This window comes from Microbacterium sp. LjRoot45, from assembly GCF_964253325.1.
Taxonomy (GTDB): Bacteria; Actinomycetota; Actinomycetes; order Actinomycetales; family Microbacteriaceae; genus Microbacterium.
On sequence record NZ_CAXUQM020000001.1, the window covers coordinates 1,000,487 to 1,013,594 of the forward strand.

At 69.9% G+C, this 13,108-nt stretch carries 15 protein-coding genes; 12 read left to right on the forward strand and 3 right to left on the reverse strand.

Annotation, left to right across the window (positions count from 1 at the left end; all coding sequences use genetic code 11):
* The first annotated feature begins 56 nt into the window (after nucleotides 1–56).
* Together ACSQ18_RS04535 and ACSQ18_RS04540 are read left to right on the forward strand one after the other, a co-directional pair.
* Nucleotides 57–872 (forward strand): 4-hydroxy-tetrahydrodipicolinate reductase, encoded by an 816-nt coding sequence (locus ACSQ18_RS04535; protein ID WP_436035972.1) that lies wholly within the window; start codon nucleotides 57–59, stop codon nucleotides 870–872.
* Nucleotides 869–1,312 (forward strand): hypothetical protein, encoded by a 444-nt coding sequence (locus ACSQ18_RS04540; RefSeq protein ID WP_436035973.1) that lies wholly within the window; start codon nucleotides 869–871, stop codon nucleotides 1,310–1,312. The genes ACSQ18_RS04535 and ACSQ18_RS04540 overlap by 4 nt, the downstream gene beginning before the upstream one ends.
* Nucleotides 1,313–1,321: 9 nt before the next feature.
* Here the strand turns inward: ACSQ18_RS04540 and ACSQ18_RS04545 are convergent, their stop codons facing one another.
* The 3 genes from ACSQ18_RS04545 to ACSQ18_RS04555 all read right to left on the reverse strand — a co-directional run bounded on the left by ACSQ18_RS04545 (nucleotide 1,322) and on the right by ACSQ18_RS04555 (nucleotide 3,157).
* Nucleotides 1,322–2,230: a TIGR01777 family oxidoreductase gene (locus tag ACSQ18_RS04545; RefSeq protein ID WP_436035975.1), complete on the reverse strand. Its 909-nt coding sequence runs from the start codon at nucleotides 2,228–2,230 to the stop codon at nucleotides 1,322–1,324.
* Nucleotides 2,223–2,648, reverse strand: coding sequence for an OsmC family peroxiredoxin (locus tag ACSQ18_RS04550; RefSeq protein ID WP_144807511.1), 426 nt, complete (start codon nucleotides 2,646–2,648; stop codon nucleotides 2,223–2,225). Before ACSQ18_RS04550 ends, ACSQ18_RS04545 begins: the two co-directional genes overlap by 8 nt.
* 74 nt (nucleotides 2,649–2,722) lie before the next feature.
* Nucleotides 2,723–3,157, reverse strand: a complete 435-nt coding sequence (locus ACSQ18_RS04555; protein WP_436035976.1) for a TlpA family protein disulfide reductase — start codon at nucleotides 3,155–3,157, stop codon at nucleotides 2,723–2,725.
* A gap of 98 nt (nucleotides 3,158–3,255) precedes the next feature.
* On the opposite strand from ACSQ18_RS04555, the gene ACSQ18_RS04560 reads away from it, so the two are divergent.
* From ACSQ18_RS04560 to ACSQ18_RS04605, 10 genes are all read left to right on the forward strand, one after another.
* Complete coding sequence (locus ACSQ18_RS04560; protein ID WP_436038386.1) at nucleotides 3,256–4,080, forward strand: thymidylate synthase; 825 nt, start codon at nucleotides 3,256–3,258, stop codon at nucleotides 4,078–4,080.
* Between the two features lie 2 nt (nucleotides 4,081–4,082).
* Complete coding sequence (locus ACSQ18_RS04565) at nucleotides 4,083–4,568, forward strand: dihydrofolate reductase (protein WP_436038387.1); 486 nt, start codon at nucleotides 4,083–4,085, stop codon at nucleotides 4,566–4,568.
* A 30-nt stretch (nucleotides 4,569–4,598) separates the two neighbouring features.
* On the forward strand, nucleotides 4,599–5,357 hold the full coding sequence (locus tag ACSQ18_RS04570) for an SDR family NAD(P)-dependent oxidoreductase (RefSeq protein ID WP_436035977.1): 759 nt from the start codon (nucleotides 4,599–4,601) through the stop codon (nucleotides 5,355–5,357).
* 66 nt (nucleotides 5,358–5,423) lie between these two features.
* On the forward strand, nucleotides 5,424–6,401 hold the full coding sequence (gene dapA, locus ACSQ18_RS04575) for a 4-hydroxy-tetrahydrodipicolinate synthase (protein ID WP_144807514.1): 978 nt from the start codon (nucleotides 5,424–5,426) through the stop codon (nucleotides 6,399–6,401).
* 82 nt (nucleotides 6,402–6,483) lie between these two features.
* Nucleotides 6,484–8,160, forward strand: coding sequence for a ribonuclease J (locus tag ACSQ18_RS04580; protein WP_436035978.1), 1,677 nt, complete (start codon nucleotides 6,484–6,486; stop codon nucleotides 8,158–8,160).
* Nucleotides 8,161–8,216: 56 nt separating this feature from the next.
* Nucleotides 8,217–8,711, forward strand: coding sequence for an N-acetyltransferase family protein (locus ACSQ18_RS04585; RefSeq protein ID WP_436035979.1), 495 nt, complete (start codon nucleotides 8,217–8,219; stop codon nucleotides 8,709–8,711).
* A gap of 72 nt (nucleotides 8,712–8,783) precedes the next feature.
* Complete coding sequence (locus ACSQ18_RS04590; protein WP_436035980.1) at nucleotides 8,784–11,459, forward strand: DNA translocase FtsK; 2,676 nt, start codon at nucleotides 8,784–8,786, stop codon at nucleotides 11,457–11,459.
* 39 nt (nucleotides 11,460–11,498) lie between these two features.
* Complete coding sequence (gene pgsA, locus ACSQ18_RS04595; RefSeq protein ID WP_436035981.1) at nucleotides 11,499–12,074, forward strand: CDP-diacylglycerol--glycerol-3-phosphate 3-phosphatidyltransferase; 576 nt, start codon at nucleotides 11,499–11,501, stop codon at nucleotides 12,072–12,074.
* Complete coding sequence (locus ACSQ18_RS04600; protein WP_436035982.1) at nucleotides 12,071–12,631, forward strand: CinA family protein; 561 nt, start codon at nucleotides 12,071–12,073, stop codon at nucleotides 12,629–12,631. The genes pgsA and ACSQ18_RS04600 overlap by 4 nt, the downstream gene beginning before the upstream one ends.
* A 145-nt stretch (nucleotides 12,632–12,776) precedes the next feature.
* Nucleotides 12,777–13,097, forward strand: a complete 321-nt coding sequence (locus ACSQ18_RS04605) for a helix-turn-helix domain-containing protein (protein ID WP_144807520.1) — start codon at nucleotides 12,777–12,779, stop codon at nucleotides 13,095–13,097.
* Nucleotides 13,098–13,108 lie beyond the last annotated feature (11 nt).

Below are 13,108 nucleotides of genomic sequence, written 5' to 3' on the forward strand. Positions count from 1 at the left end.
ACTCCGCGCGCCGCGCCCTCCCGGCCGGTCGCCGGGCGCGCGTCTAGGCTGGAGGCATGACGACGACGCGCGTCGCCCTCGTGGGCGGGACCGGCAAACTCGGCGGGATCATCCGTGACGTGATCGACGCGAGCGAGGACTTCGAGGTCGTGGCCGTTCTGGGATCCTCGAGCGATCTGGGGGAGATGGACGGCGCCGACCTCGTGGTCGATGCGTCCGTCCCCGCGGTGTCGATCGACGTCGTGCGTGCGGCGATCGACCGTGGTCTGAACGTCCTGGTCGGCACCTCCGGATGGTCGTCCGAACGCATCGCGCTCGTCCGTCCACTCGTCGAGGCGGCCGGAACCGGTGCCGTCTTCATCCCCAACTTCTCGCTCGGATCGGTGATCGGATCGGCGATCGCCGCTGCCGCCGCGCCCTTCTTCCCCTCCATCGAGATCATCGAGGCGCACCGCGAGACGAAGATCGATTCGCCCAGCGGCACAGCCGTGCGGACCGCGGAACTGATCGCGGCCGCGCGCGCAGAGGCCGGTCCGGTCGAGTCTCCTCACGTCGATCAGCGGGCGCGCGGCCAGCAGGTCGCGAGCGTTCCGATCCACTCCCTGCGTCGCCCGGGTGTCGTCGCACGGCAGGAGACGATCCTGTCCGGAGCGGGTGAATCGCTCACCGTCACCCACGACACGATCGACCCGGCAGCCGCCTACGGCCCCGGCATCCGCGTGGCCCTCGCCGCCGCGCGTGCGCAGCGTGGCGTGGTCGTGGGTCTCGACAGCTTCCTCGACATCGGCTTCCGGTCGCCGCGCACGCATGCGCCGACGCCGCTGGACGAGGGTGGCGTGCCGGGGCAGGTCGCGCGCACCACCGGCGCATGACCGCGCGACTCGGCGTCGTCCTGATGGCGGCCGCCCTCGCGCTGTACATCGTCCTCGTCGCGCAGCGGGCCTGGCTCCTGCTCGCCAGTGGTGAGCCGATCGCCATCGCGATGGGCGCCTCGCTGCTCCTGCTGCCCGTGCTGGGTGCGTGGGGGCTGTGGCGTGAGCTGCGGTTCGGTTCGCGCGCGCAGACTCTCGCGCGCCGTCTCGAGGCCGAGGGCGGACTTCCCGCCGAGGAGATCGACGTGCGCGAGAGCGGCCGTCCCGACCGGGCGCAGGCCGACGCGCTGTTCCCCGCGTACCGCGCCGACGTCGAGGCGCACCCCGACGATTGGCGAGCCTGGTTCCGCTTGGGGCTCGCCTACGACGGCGCGGGCGACCGCCGCCGAGCGCGCCACGCGGTCCGCACCGCCATCGCGTTGGAGCGTTCCGACCGCTGACGCCCGTCGTCAGGCGGCCGGCACGACAGCCGCGACGGCATCCTCCACGGTGGCGTGCACGAAGGTGTACCCGGATGCCGTGAGCCGCTCGGGCACGACGTCCATGTCGCTCGTCAGCAGCGCCTCGGTCGCGTCGGTGCCGAGCAAGAGCTTCACGCCCCACACCGGGGCGCGGAACAGATAGGGCCGGTTCATGCGGCGTGCGAGCGCGAATCCCAGATCGTTGGCCGTGGCCCGTTGCGGACCGACGAGGTTCACGGGGCCGTCGAGACCGGTGTCGATGATGTGGCGGATCGCGCCGACCTCGTCATCGAGCGAGATCCACGGCCACACCTGGCGGCCTGAGCCGATCGGGCCCGCAAGCCCGAGCCGGGTGAGGAGGAGGAGCGGCTTGAGGACACCCTCGGGGTGGATGAGCGGAGCCGTCCGGAGCATCGACACCCGCGCCCCAGGGCCGGCGGCGCGCGCCGCTGCCTCCCACTCGCCGCACAGATCCGCCAGGAAGGTGTCGCCGCGCGGGGAGGACTCTGTCAGCTGCATCCCGGGGAGAGACGGGTAGTACCCGACCGCCGACGCGCTGACGAAATGCGGCGCATCGTCGCCGAGAGTTCGGAGAGCGGCCGCGATCGCCTGCGTCGGTTGGATACGCGACCACAGCAGCTCGTGCTTGTACCGCTTCGTCCACGGGAAACGCCCGATGCTCGCGCCGTTGAGGCACACGACCGCGCGCGCGCCCCGCAGGACCTCGGGGTCGAGGGGGCGGGATGCCGGATCCCACATGACCTCGTCGGGGGACTCGGCCTCTCGCCGCACGAGGCGCGTCACCGGGATGCCGTCGGCCGCGAGGGAAGCGGTCAGCGCCTTCCCGATGAGACCCGACGCTCCCGCGACGACGACTCGCCCGGCGTCATCAGCCAAGCGTCGCCTCGAGCGTGATCTCGATGCCCGCCAGTGCGGCGGAGACGGGGCAGCCCGCCTTCGCCTCGTTCGCGATGCGCGCGAAGTCCTCGGCGGACAGGCCCGGCACGACGGCGTTCACGTTGAGGTGGGAGCCGGTGATGCCGGTACCCGGGATGAACGTGACCGACGCCGTCGTCTCGACCGTCTCGGGCGGTGTTCCGTTCTCGGTCAGGGCGTGGGACAGCGCCATGCTGAAGCACGAGGAGTGGGCGGCGGCGATGAGCTCCTCGGGCGTCGTCACCGACGTGGAGCCCTCGCTGCGAGCCTTCCAGTCGACGCGGAAGGGGCCCTGGTTGGAGCTCTCCAGGGCGATCTCGCCGGAACCTTCGAAGAGGCTCCCCTTCCAGCTGGTGCTCGCTTCGCTCGTGACGCTCATCGGTGTCCTCCCGTCGGTCGGCGCCGGATGCGCCCGTTCCGAGCGTAGACCGGGGGCCGGGCGGAGGGAACCTGTCAGACTCGGACGTCGCCGCTCACGCGCGCGAGCTCGAGCTCGACGACGTCACGGTGGGGCGCGCCACCGAAGCGGGAGCGGATGACGCCGTCCCGGTCGAGGATGAAGGTGGTCGGCGTCTGCATCACGTGGAAGTGCTGGGCGATGTCGGGGCGGTGCGTGAGATCGACGTCGAGATGGACCACGCCGGGCTGAGCGGACGCGATCGCGTCGAGCGTGCGGTGCACTCCGGGACAGCGGGAGCACAGCTCGGTGCTGAACTGCAGCAGGGTCGCGCGTTCGCCGAGGGCGGGTGCTCCGAAGCGGGCGGGGTCGACCACCTCGTCGGGGTTGAGTCGACGCGGGCGGTTCTGCTGCCAGCGGAGGTAGATGCCCAGCGCGACCGTCGCCACGAGCAGGGCGGCGAGGACGATGAGAGCTCCGACGAGGGTCACGACCCACCATCGTAACGGGACCGGGATGCTGTGGGCGCCGTCGGGCCGGGTATGACGGCGGGCGTGTAACAGAGCCGGTGTCGCCGGGCGCCGGTAGTCTGGCAGGCGTGACAGACGTGGCATCCGTTCCCACCCCGTACGAAGACCTCCTGCGCGTCGTGCTGGCCGAGGGTGTGCACAAGGATGACCGCACCGGCACGGGCACCACGAGCGTGTTCGGCCGGCAGATCCGCTTCGATCTCTCGAAGGGCTTCCCGCTCATCACGACCAAGCGGGTGCACTTCAAGTCGGTCGCCTACGAGCTGCTGTGGTTCCTGCGCGGCGAGTCGAACGTCCGGTGGCTGCAGGACAACGGCGTCTCGATCTGGGACGAGTGGGCCGACGCCGACGGTGAGCTCGGGCCCGTCTACGGGGTGCAGTGGCGCTCCTGGCCCACGCCCGACGGTGCATCGATCGACCAGATCGCGCAGGTCATCGAGCAGATCCGCACGAACCCCGACTCGCGCCGCCTGATCGTCTCGGCCTGGAACCCCGCCGACATCCCCGACATGGCGTTGGCACCGTGCCACGCGCTCTTCCAGTTCTACGTCGCCGACGGCCGGCTCTCGTGCCAGCTGTATCAGCGCAGCGCCGACATGTTCCTCGGCGTGCCGTTCAACATCGCCTCCTACGCCCTGCTCACGCTCATGATCGCCCAGCAGACCGGGCTGGAGCCCGGTGACTTCGTCTGGACCGGCGGCGACTGCCACATCTACGACAACCACCTCGACCAGGTGCGCGAGCAGCTCAGCCGCACGCCGTACCCGTACCCCACGGTGCGCATCGCCCGCACGCCCGACTCGATCCTCGACTACCGCTTCGACGACTTCGTCGTGGAGGACTACCAGCACCACCCCGCGATCCGCGGAGCCGTCGCGGTATGACCGTGAGTCGCGTCGGCGCGATCTGGGCGGAGGCGCACGGCGGTGTGATCGGCGCGGACGGCGGAATGCCCTGGCACGTTCCCGAAGACCTCGCGCACTTCCGGGACGTCACGATGGGGGCTCCCGTGATCATGGGCCGACGCACGTGGGAGTCGTTCCCGGATCGCTTCCGCCCGCTGCCGGGCCGACGCAACATCGTCGTCACGCGCTCGCCGGAGTGGGCGGCCGAGGGCGCCGATCGCGCGGGGAGTCTCGCCGAGGCCCTCGCCCTCGTCGACGGCGCGGCGGACGCGTGGATCATCGGCGGCGGGCAGCTCTATGCCGAGGCGATGGACGTCATCGACGTGCTGGAGGTGACGGAGCTCGACCTCGACGTCGACGGCGACACCCGTGCGCCGTCTCGCGACGGGTGGCCGGTCACCGCCGTCGGCGACTGGCAGATCTCGCGCACCGGCATCCGCTACCGCTTCGTCACGCACGAACGCTGACGTCGTCGGTCGCCGCGTAGGCTGGCGCGCATGGCGAAGACGGCACTGATCACGGGCGCGAGCTCGGGCCTCGGCGCGGAGTTCGCGCGGCAGTTGGCGGCCTCGGGCGCCGACGTCGTGCTGGTCGCGCGTGACCGCGCGGCGCTCGACGAGGTGGCCCGAGAGGTGCGCGACCGCTACGGGGTGGGCGCCGAGGTGCTGCCCGCTGACCTGACGTCCGAGGTCGGACGGGATGCCGTGGCCGCGCGACTGATCGACCCCGACCGACCCGTCGGCATCCTCGTCAACAACGCGGGCTTCGGGCTCGACCTCGACTTCGCCTCCAACGACATCGTCGACGAGGAGCGCCATCTCGACCTGCACGTCCGCGCGACGATGCGCCTGTCGCACGCGGCGCTCGGGGCGATGACGGCGCGGGGGAGCGGGCGCATCATCAACGTCGCCTCGGTCGCGGCCTTCCTTCCCCGTGGCACGTACGGGGCGGTCAAGGCATGGATCGTCTCGTTCAGTCGCTGGGCGAACGCGGCCTACGCGCCGGTGACGGTGACGGCGGTCTGTCCCGGCTTCACCCACACCCACTTCCACGAGCGGCTGGGTCTGCCGCCCGGGCAGGAGGGCGTTCCGGGGTGGATGTGGCTCTCGGCCGACGACGTCGTCCGGGAAGGGCTGCGCGACGCGGCCCGCGGCAAGGCCGTGTCGATTCCGTCGCTGCGGTACAAGGTCCTCGTGGCGGCAACACGCCTCGTGCCGGCCGCGCTCGCGGCCCGACCGGCGCGCACCGGTCGCTGAGCCGACTCGTCGTCCCGCTGGGGAGGACGAAAGCGTCCCCCGTGGCCGAACCGATACCCTGGGGGCATGACGCATTCGGGCAATCCCTTCGGACAGGTCCTCGTCGCGCTGGTCACCCCGATGACCGCCGACGGTGAAGTCGACTGGCCCGCCGTGGAGAAGCACATCGACGACGTCATCACCGCCGGTGCCGACGGCATCGTGGTCACCGGGACGACGGGGGAGACGAGCACGCTCACCGATCCCGAAAAGCTCCGACTCGTCGAGGTCGGCAAGTCCGTCTCCGCCGGGAGGGCGAAGATCATCACGGGCGGCGGGTCGAACGAGACCGCACACGCGATCGAGCTGTACCGCGCGAGCGAGAAGGCCGGCGCCGACGGCATCATGATCGTCACGCCGTACTACAACAAGCCGACCCAGGCCGGCATCCTCACGCACTTCCGTCTCGTCGCCGATGCCACCGATCTGCCGGTCATCCTGTACGACATCCCGGGCCGCACGGGCGTCCCGATCAAGTACGAGACCATCCTCCGTCTCGCCAAGCACCCGAACATCCTCGCGATCAAGGATGCCAAGGGCGACTTCAGCGAGGTCAGCCGCGTGCTCAACCAGACCGATCTGCTCTACTTCTCCGGCGACGACGCGAACGTCCTCCCGCATCTCGCCATCGGCGCTGCCGGGCTCATCGGCGTCACGGCCAACATCGCCCCGGCTCCGTACCGCACGATCGTCGACGCGGTGAACCGCGGCGATCTGGCCACGGCGACCGCCGCACACCGCAAGCTCGAGCCCCTCGTCCGCGCCGTGATGACCCACGTGCCCGGCACGGTGAGCGCGAAGTACATCCTCCACGGCCTCGGCCGCATCTCCAGCCCTCGCGTGCGCCTTCCCCTCGTCGGCCCGGAGGAGTGGGAGGCCGCCGTCATCGAGGACGAACTCGCCCTCGTCACGGAGGTCGAGGGTGCCGACTTCTCGAACTTCCGCCCCGATCGCAATGCCGCCGCCGGCGGCGCGCTGCCCAAGGTGCACGGCACCACGCGCTGAGAGCAGCACAACCGAACATCGGATGCCGTGACGGCATCCACCACCGACAGCGGATGCCGTGACGGCACCGGGAAGGCGTGTCATGCCCACCATCCTGTCCGAACCGGCCCCCCTCGAATCCGGCACCCTCCGCGTCACCCCGCTCGGCGGGCTGGGCGAGGTCGGCCGCAACATGACCGTTTTCGAGTACGACGGCAAGCTCCTGATCGTCGACTGCGGCGTGCTCTTCCCCGAGGAGCACCAGCCCGGCGTCGACCTGATCCTGCCCGACTTCGAGCCCATCAAGGGCCGCCTCGACGACGTCGTCGGCGTCGTGCTCACCCACGGTCACGAGGACCACATCGGCGCCGTGCCGTACCTGCTCCGGCTGAAGAACGACATTCCGCTGCTGGGGTCGGGCCTGACGCTGGCGCTGATCGAGGCGAAGCTCAAGGAGCACCGGATCAAGCCGTACACGCTGACCGTGAAGGAGGGCCAGCGAGAGCAGGTCGGCCCCTTCGACCTCGAGTTCGTCGCGGTCAACCACTCGATCCCCGACGCTCTGGCTGTCGCGGTCCGCACGCCCGCCGGCCTGGTGCTGGCCACCGGCGACTTCAAGATGGATCAGCTGCCGCTGGACGGCCGCATCACCGATCTGCGCGCGTTCGCGCGCCTCGGCGAGGAGGGGGTCGATCTCTTCCTCGTCGACTCCACGAACGCCGACGTGCCGGGGTTCACACCGCTCGAGCGATCGATCGGACCGGTGCTCGACCAGGTCATCGCGAAGGCGCCGCGCCGCGTCATCGTCGCGAGCTTCTCCAGTCATGTCCATCGCGTGCAGCAGGTGATCGACGCCGCGCACGCGCACGGACGTCGACTGGCCTTCCTCGGTCGCAGCATGGTGCGTAACATGACGATCGCCGAGGAGTTGGGCTACCTGCAGGTGCCCGAGGGGGTGCTGATCGACTACAAGAAGGCGAAGGACCTCCCCGACGATCGCATCGTCTACATGTCGACCGGCTCGCAGGGCGAGCCCATGGCCGTGCTCTCGCGCATGGCGAACCTCGATCACGCCATCGAGCCCGGTCCGGGAGACACGGTCATCCTCGCCTCGAGCCTCATCCCGGGCAACGAGAACGCGGTCTACCGCGTCATCGACGGTCTCACCAAGCTGGGTGCGAACGTCGTCCACAAGGGCAACGCGAAGGTGCACGTCTCCGGACACGCCGCTGCCGGGGAACTGCTCTACTGCTACAACATCCTGACCCCGCGTAACGTGCTGCCCATCCACGGCGAGTACCGGCATCTCATGGCCAACGCGAAGCTGGCGCAGGACTCGGGTGTGCCCGCGGAGAACACGATCCTCGGCGAGAACGGCACGGTCATCGACCTGAAGGGCGGCGTCGCTCGCGTCGCCGGCCAGTTGGACCTCGGGTTCGTCTACGTCGACGGGTCGACCGTCGGAGAGATCACCGACGCCGACCTCAAGGACCGCCGCATCCTCGGCGAGGAGGGGTTCATCTCCGTGATCGTGGTCGTCGACGCGTCGACGGGTCGCATCATCACGGGGCCGGAGATCCACGCCCGCGGCTTCGCCGAGGACGACGCGGTGTTCGAATCGGTCAAGCCGAAGATCGCTGCCGCGCTCACCGAGGCCGCCCAGTCGGGGGTGCGCGACACGCACGCGCTGTCGCAGGTGGTGCGCCGCACGATCGGACGCTGGGTCAACCAGTCGCTCCGCCGTCGCCCGATGATCGTCCCGCTCGTTATCGAAGCGTAAGCACCGCAGGCTCCTCCGGCGTCGGCTCCGGGTGCGGCGGCTTCTACAATCGCCACATGCCCGCTGTCTTCCGTGTGCGCTCCGCCGTCCAGGGCGATGGTGCGTTCCTCGCGGACATGGTCGTCGAGGCGGCGAACTGGCGTTCGGAGGGGGCGCGACCCCGACACGAGGTGCTGTCCCAGCCCGACCATGCCCGTTACCTCTCCGGCTGGATGAGGCCGGGCGACTCGGGGGTCATCGCGATCGACGCCCAGGACACGCCCATCGGGGCGGCGTGGTACCGGATGCTGCCGCGCACCGAACCCGGCTTCGGGTACGTGGGAACCGGGGTGCCGGAGCTGATCATCGGCGTCCGGCCCATCTGGCGCGCCCACGGTGTCGGGCGCGCCCTGCTGCAGCGGCTGTGCGACCAGGCGCGCGCGGAGGGCTACGCGCGACTGAGCCTCTCGGTGGAGCGCGGGAACTTCGCCCGCACGCTGTATCGGAGCGAGGGTTTCGCGGTGACGACCGCCGGGATCGGGCGAGACACGATGGTCAAGCGCCTGCGCTGACCGTGGGGTCCGTGCCGCCGGAGGGTCGCGTCGCTACGCGGGAACGTCAGGTGTCGGTCGTACCGTGGAGGAATGGCCAGGAGCACGAACCCGACCACGAGCCCGCGCACGTCCGCGAAGAGCTCGACGTCGTCGCGCGCCAAGAAGCCCGAGCCGGCTCCGAAGCGGTACGTCGACGACGTCGACCGGCCGCCCGCGCTCGTGCGCGCGTGGCTCGGCCTGGCCCACGGTGTCGGGGGTATGTTCCGCGCCTTCGGCCCCGAGACGCTCGAGAAGGAGCAGCGTCGCGACGGCTTCCCGTTCTTCCTCGTGCTGCTTGCCATCGCCGGCGGCGTCAACGAGTGGTTCTTCATCGGCACCGACATCGGTACGAACGTCAGCGCCTACACCTTCGGGCTCATCATCGGGCGTGCGGCGTTCCTGCTCCCGATTCTCCTCGTGCTCCTGGCGGGATGGCTGTTCCGGCATCCCTCCTCCGTGTACGACAACGGACGCATCGGGATCGGCTTCGGGTTGTTCGTCCTGACTCTCGCCGGCTTCTGTCACCTCGCCGGAGGCGCCCCGCAGCCCGCACAGGGTGTGCTGAAGCTGAGCGCAGCGGGCGGCTTGTTCGGCTGGATGATCGCGCAGCCGCTGAGCTACCTCACGCTCATCCCGGCCTACATCGTCCTCGCGCTGCTGGCCGTGCTGAGCGTCCTGATCCTCACCAAGACCCCGCCGAACCGCATCGGATCGCGGCTGGGCGATCTGTACGCCTGGATGTTCGGGGCAGAGCGCAGCGAGCCCGGCTCGGATGCCGCGACCGTCGCCTTCGGCAAGGCCGACAAAGACGAGAAGGACGACGACGCACTGCCGTGGTGGCGCCGCAACAAGTCGGGCCGAGAAGAGGATGCCGACGGGCACCTGGGTTCGGACGACCTCACGGCGCTGCTGGAGTCGTCGGCCACGGGCGGCTTCGACCAGGCCGTTCCGGCCGTCGCGCCTCCTGCGCCGCCGTCGGAGGCTCCGACGGAGATCATCGATCCGCGCGTCGTCGCCGGTGCGCAGCGCGCCGCGCGGGGAGCGGACCTCGGCATCCGAGAAGATGCGGAAGAGGTCCACGACGATGGTCTGCTTCCGGGGCTGTCGGGTCTCGGCGGCGACCACGACGGTCGTCCGCCCGCTCTTCCCTACCGGCTGCCCTCGGTCGAGGCGCTCGCCGCCGGCACGCCGCACAAGGCGCGCTCGGAGGCCAACGACCAGGTCGTGCGGGCCATCATGGGCGTGTTCGAGCAGTTCTCCGTGGATGCACGTGTCACGGGCTTCTCCCGCGGGCCGACGGTCACGCAGTACGAGATCGAGCTCGGACCGGGCGTCAAGGTGGAGCGCATCACCGCGCTCACCAACAACATCGCCTACGCGGTGGCCTCCAACGAGGTCCGCATCCTCGCGCCCATCCCCGGCAAGAGCGCGATCGGCGTCGAGATCCCCAACGCCGACCGCGAGATCGTGACCCTGGGCGACGTGCTGCGCTCTCAGGCCGCCGCCGCGCAGACCCACCCCATGACCATCGGCGTCGGCAAGGACGTCGGCGGCGGGTACGTCGTCGCGAATCTCGCGAAGATGCCGCACCTCCTGGTCGCCGGCTCGACCGGTTCGGGCAAGTCCAGCTTCGTGAACTCGATGATCACGAGCCTGCTCATGCGCGCGAAGCCGAGCGACGTCCGCATGGTGCTCATCGACCCCAAGCGGGTCGAGCTGACCTCCTACGCGGGCGTCCCGCACCTCATCACCCCCATCATCACCAACCCCAAGAAGGCGGCCGAGGCGCTGCAGTGGGTGGTGAAGGAGATGGACATGCGCTACGACGACCTCGCGTCGTTCGGCTTCCGTCACATCGACGACTTCAATCGCGCGGTCGTCGCGGGGGAGATCACCCTTCCCGCCGGCAGCGAGCGCGTGCTCAAGCCCTACCCGTATCTTCTCGTGGTGGTCGACGAGCTCGCCGACCTCATGATGGTGGCGCCCCGCGACGTCGAAGACTCGATCGTGCGCATCACCCAGCTCGCGCGGGCCAGCGGCATCCATCTCGTCCTGGCGACGCAGCGACCGTCGGTCGACGTCGTGACGGGGCTCATCAAGGCGAACGTGCCCTCGCGCCTCGCCTTCGCCGTCACGAGCGTCACCGACTCGCGCGTCATCCTCGATCAGCCGGGCGCCGACCGGCTGATCGGGCAGGGTGACGGACTCTTCCTCCCGATGGGCGCATCGAAGGCGGTCCGCGTGCAGGGGGCGTGGGTCGCCGAGAGCGAGATCGAGAAGGTCGTCGCGCACGTCAAGAAGCAGGCGCAGCCGGAGTACCGCTCCGACGTTCAGGCCGTCGCGGAGAAGAAGGAGATCGATGCCGACATCGGCGACGATCTCGAGCTGCTGCTGGCCGCGGCGGAGCAGATCATCTCGACCCAGTTCGGATCGACCTCGATGCTGCAGCGCAAGCTCCGGGTCGGGTTCGCGAAGGCGGGCCGCCTGATGGATCTCCTCGAGTCCCGCGAGATCGTCGGCCCGTCGGAGGGTTCGAAGGCTCGCGACGTGCTGGTGACGCCCGAGCAGCTTCCGACCGTGCTCGCCCGGCTCCGCGGCGAGGAGCCGCCCGTCGGGGTTGCGTCCGGTGGATCGTCGGATGCCGTGGATGCCCAGTTCGACGGATACGAGGTCGTCGACGGCGACGCGGGAGATGAGGATGCCTGGGGCCTCACCGGACGCGACTGAGCGGTTCGCGCGGCAATCGGCTCGGATAGGCTCGGCGACGTGACGATCCCTCGGCAGCTCCCCAACGCGATCACGATCGTTCGGATCCTCTGCGCCCCTGTCTTCGTCTGGATGCTCCTGGCCGACGACGGCGCGGACGGCCCTCTTCGATGGGGCGCGGCGGCGCTGTTCATCGTCGCGATCGCCACAGACGGCATCGACGGCTACCTCGCGCGCAGGCACGACATCGTCACCGATCTCGGCAAACTGCTCGATCCGATCGCCGACAAGGTGTTGACCGGCGCGGCGTTCGTGGGACTGTCCCTCCTCGGCGAACTGGACTGGTGGATCACGGTCCTCGTCCTGGTTCGGGAGGTAGGGATCACGGTGCACCGACTCGTCGTCGCGAGCGACCACGTGGTGGCTGCGGCGTGGATGGGAAAGCTGAAGACGGTTGCTCAGGCGGTCGCCCTCTCGCTCGCGCTGCTGCCGTTGTGGACGGTGGTCGGCGAGTGGATCCACCTCGTCAACGCGGTCGCCATGACCATCGCGGTGATCCTCACGGTGGCGAGCGGTCTCGACTACGTGCTCACCGAAGTCCGCGGCGCGCGCTCGACACGGAGGAAGAGCGCATGACGACGCGTCGTGAAGCCCGGGCCGCGCGACAGGCGGGGGAGGTGGACGACGTCGAGGCGACGCTCGTGTCGCATGGACGCCCCTCGGATGCCGAGCGCCTCGTCAACCGCCTCAAGGAACTTGGCTGGACCCTCGGGGTCGCGGAGTCGCTGACGGGCGGTGCCGTCGCGGCATCCGTCGTCTCGGTTCCGGGCGCGTCCGCCGTGCTTCGCGGCGGCATCGTCGCCTACGCGACCGACATCAAGCAGACGGTCCTGGGAGTCGATGCGACCCTCCTCGCCGCCCACGGCCCCGTGCATCCGCGTGTCGCGCGCCAGATGGCCGAGGGTGTCCGTCGCGTCCTCGGGCGTGGCGACGACGCGGCCGACGTGGGCATCGCGACGACGGGCATCGCGGGGCCGGTGTCGCCCGACGGACAGCCCGTGGGCACCGTGCACCTGGCCGTGTCGACCCCGCTCGGTTCGCGCGTGGAATCGCTGGTGCTGACCGGCGATCGGCAGGAGATTCGCGCGGAGGCGGCGGCACTCGCACTGCGCCTCGCGTTCGACGCGCTCTGACACCGGGAATAGCCGGTGTTTCTCCTCCGTTACATCTGAGCGATTCCCACCCTTTCTCCAGCACTACGGGGCTAGGGTGACAGCCAAGTGCTGTACCGTGGTCCATCCGCGACCGCGGAATCATCGTCACAGAAGGGGGCCTGACATGATCCTGGTTCGTCAAGAGATCGGTGACGTCCTTCGTGACATGCGCCTGCAGAAGGGCAAGACGCTGCGCCAGGTCGCCGGACGCGCGAGTGTGGCGCTGGGCTACCTCAGCGAGGTCGAGCGCGGTCAGAAGGAAGCCTCCAGCGAGATCCTGGCCGCCGTGGCCGACGCGCTCGATGTGCCCATCTCGACCATCATGCGCGAGGTGGGCGACCGCATCTCCGTCCTCGAGGGTTTGCAGACCTTCCCCGATGTCGTGCCCGACGACCTCGCGTCGCTCGACGAGGACTTCGCCCAGCCCGAGCTGTCGCTGCGCTGAACGCGGTTTCG